General features: G+C 57.4%; 4 protein-coding genes. 3 read left to right on the forward strand and 1 reads right to left on the reverse strand.

Translation table 11 applies throughout. The annotated features are described in order from the left end of the window. Positions 1 to 21 precede the first annotated feature (21 nt). The gene (locus tag K1Y02_26230) at positions 22 to 741 is read left to right on the forward strand and encodes a glycosyltransferase family 2 protein (protein MBX7259880.1); all 720 of its coding nucleotides are present in this window, start codon (positions 22 to 24) and stop codon (positions 739 to 741) included. Positions 742 to 850: 109 nt separating this feature from the next. Here K1Y02_26230 and K1Y02_26235 read toward each other — a convergent pair whose 3' ends face one another. After that, positions 851 to 1,345, reverse strand: a complete 495-nt coding sequence (locus K1Y02_26235) for a VPDSG-CTERM sorting domain-containing protein (protein MBX7259881.1) — start codon at positions 1,343 to 1,345, stop codon at positions 851 to 853. A 528-nt stretch (positions 1,346 to 1,873) separates the two neighbouring features. Between K1Y02_26235 and K1Y02_26240 the strand changes: the two genes are divergently transcribed. Both K1Y02_26240 and K1Y02_26245 read left to right on the forward strand, forming a co-directional pair. Continuing rightward, positions 1,874 to 2,377 (forward strand): polysaccharide biosynthesis/export family protein, encoded by a 504-nt coding sequence (locus K1Y02_26240; protein MBX7259882.1) that lies wholly within the window; start codon positions 1,874 to 1,876, stop codon positions 2,375 to 2,377. 725 nt (positions 2,378 to 3,102) lie between these two features. Further along, positions 3,103 to 3,353: hypothetical protein (locus K1Y02_26245; protein ID MBX7259883.1), on the forward strand; the 251-nt coding region annotated here is incomplete at its 3' end.

Below are 3,353 nucleotides of genomic sequence, written 5' to 3' on the forward strand. Positions count from 1 at the left end.
CTCACGCTTCTTTCCGTCGTCATGCCCGCGCGGGACGAGGAGGGCTCGCTACCCGAGACCCTTCGCGACCTCTACCGGGCCTTTCACGCCGCCGGACTGCCCCATGAAATCGTGGTGGTCGACGACGGATCGAAGGACCGCACGTGGGCCGTGCTGGAAGAACTGAAACGCACCGAGATCGCCACGCTCGCCGCGGTTCAGAATCCCGGTCCCCATGGTTTTGGCCGGGCCATCATTTACGGGCTCAATGCCAGCCGCGGCGATGCCGTGGTCATCATGATGGCGGACGCTTCCGATTCGCCCGCCGACGCCATCCGCTACTGGAAGCTACTGAACGAAGGCTACGAGTGCGTCTTCGGCAGCCGGTTCATCAAAGGCGGCCGCGTACACGACTACCCACGCATCAAACTCATGGTCAATCGTATGGCCAACCTCTTCATCAAGGGGCTCTTCGCCATTCCGTTGAACGACACGACCAACGCCTTCAAGGCCTATCGCCGCACGGTGATCGATGGCTGCCGGCCTTTCCTTTCGCCCCATTTCAATCTGACCGTCGAAATCCCTCTCAAGGCAATCGTGCGGGGCTACTCCTGGACCGTGATGCCCATCTCCTGGCAGAACCGCAAACACGGGGTGGCCAAACTCAAGATCAAGGAAATGGGCAGCCGCTACTTCTTTATCTGTATGTACGTCTGGCTGGAGAAGTACTTCAGCCGCGGCGACTACCATAAGCGAACTTGAGCCGAGGCCACGGGCCCACAAACCCGAAACGCGTTCCGCCTTCCGCTACATGGTTGGACCTGTAGAGGAACGCGGAACGCGTTTCTTCTTCCGACGTTAGCTCGCTCGCTCAGCGGCGGCGGCGCGCGAAGGCCATCGCCGCGAGCCCGAGTCCGAACAGGCCCGCCGTGGAACCGGCATCCGGAACTCTCGTTGCCACGGCAGAAAACGTCCCGTACCACCGGTCCTGACGGAGGATACCGGTGCCTACTTTCGAATCGATGCTCCAATTCACCGTTGTGGTTCCTACCATATAGGTACCGGAGAAATCCAAGTCTCCTGTGTCCTGGATGTAGCTGAAAGCACCACTCGTGGGATTGGTGGAAAACGTCTCAATATTGCCCTGAAAAAACGCGACCCGATCTTGGAAGAAAAAGGTGACACTTGTTCCAGGAAACATCGTCATGAAGAACGTCTCAGTCGTACCCCCAGAAGTCAGCACGCTATCGCGCACATCGAAGGACAGATTGAGCTGGGACGACGTCTCCAGATTAGTAATGATCGTAGCGCGGGCGCTGGAGAGAAGACCGACAAGAGCAAGGGAGAGAAGAAGGATGCGTTTCATGGGGGGGAAGGCTGGACGAAAAGGACACCCGCTCACTAGCAACCGCGGTGCCACCAGGGTGAAACGAAGATTGTAGATTCTTAACTAATTGCTTATCATTTATTTAAGGAATACAGATTTTCACATCATCCCGAAGCACCACTCACTTGGGGTCTGCAAACCGTAAAACCTTTCGACACGCTTCTGCAAAATCGACGTCCTGAGCAAGGCGGAGAGAGCGAAGAGCGGGTCTCGGGAGTAGTTCTCCTACCTCGAAACTCGATTTTCACACTTCCTTGGCAAGTTGCTCTTTGTTATGCACTCAGCGGGGCCGATACACCCTAGGACAACTTCTTAACGAAGGGTCCGCTTCGGATCTCATTTATTCAGAAACCTCCTATCGTCATGCAGCCTAGTCATTTCTTAAGCTCGTTGGGCACATTCACGCGTCGCACCCTCTGCTACTGGGTTGCGTCATGCGCATTCCTCCTCGCGTTGGGGGGCTGTCAGGCACCCGTTTCAGAAATTCCCCAAGGCCAGGCCACCACGTTGGCCGAAGCGCTCAAGCTGCGCGAAGGAGACGTCATCCGGATCGCCTTCCCCGGCACACCGGGCTTGGAAACGCAGCAGACCATCCGCCGCGATGGCCGCGTGACCCTGAGCATGCTGGGCGAACTGCGGGTGGTCGGCCTCAGCCCCTTGGAATTGGAAAAACTGCTGATGGAGAAGTACGCCTCCCAGCTGGTCTCCAAAGAGGTCAGCGTCACCATCATTTCCTCGACCTATTCGGTCTACGTTACCGGCGCCGTCCTCAATCAGGGCGAGGTCAAGGCCGACAAGCCGCTCACCGTCCTTGAGGCGGTGATGAAGGCAGGCGGATTCGACTTCACCCGCGCCAACACCCAAGCGGTGTCCGTGGTGCGGAGCGAAGAGGGACAGAACAAGAAGTACACCGTGAATCTGCAGAAGATCCTCGATGGTCAGCAGAGCGAACCGTTCTACCTGCTGCCGGGTGATGTGGTGTACGTACCCGTCAAGTTCCGCTGGTTCTAAACCGTCCGACCGACTCGCACCCTCCTCGGCGCCGATCGCGCCGGGGATCGTGCTTCAATGACGGTAAAGCGACGGAGTCGGAGAATCTCTGTCGTAAAGACTTACAGTTTCTCCGCTCTTCCGGCCGCACGAAACCGCGGCTCCACGGAACATTTTGTCCGCATCTTTCTTGTTCCCAGTAGTTTATCTATCCGAAGGAACATACCGAGCTCCCTTTCTCCGCATGGCACAATTGTTGCAGAGTGCACGATTCCTCCACCGTTGTGCCATGTCCACGGATACATTTTGCACGAATTGAACCGTCCGCCTACGAACTAACCCGCATCCGAAGCGCTTCCCAAAACCCCTCGTTTCCGTCCGGAATCCCCAAGTCGTCGATTAACTTTACAGTGCCGGCTCGATGAAAACCGGGTGTTTGGGGAGATCGAAATGACGGGCCGATTGGCGCAACCCATCCTGACTTTCGCTAACTCGCTAAAAACAAGAGACTAACTACGCTTCTTCTCCTTTATACAGACCCGCCAAGGCGGAGTTTCCGATTGCAGGACCACCGAAGTGCCGTCGAGGGCGCTTACACCCCGCATCCGTGATGGGTGGGGTGGAAGACAGATTCAGTAATTCTACGTATAGAGTAACCATCTTGTAGAAAGAGGGTTATACGTAAGAACGCGCACTCGTCGGACTGCGTCTCGACCGGGTGGCACATACCATGCTAGAGGGCGAATATGATTCAACGCTTACCTTTTCGCCCTCTGAGCATTGCCCTCCTTGCTCTCGGCGTCGTGGCGTCGGTTCCCGTTTTTGGACAGTCCAGCGAAGACATCCCTGGCGTCACCCGTCGTACTCGCAGCACCCAGCCGATCGCGCCGACCGTTTCGGTGCCTGTAACCACCCCCACTCCTCCCCCGGCGACCACGCCTCCTCCGGTGGTGGTTTCTACCCCGCCCCCGGTAGTGGCGCCGCCTCCTCCGGTCAC

The sequence above is a fragment of the Candidatus Hydrogenedentota bacterium genome (assembly GCA_019695095.1).
Lineage (GTDB): Bacteria > Hydrogenedentota > Hydrogenedentia > Hydrogenedentales > SLHB01 > JAIBAQ01.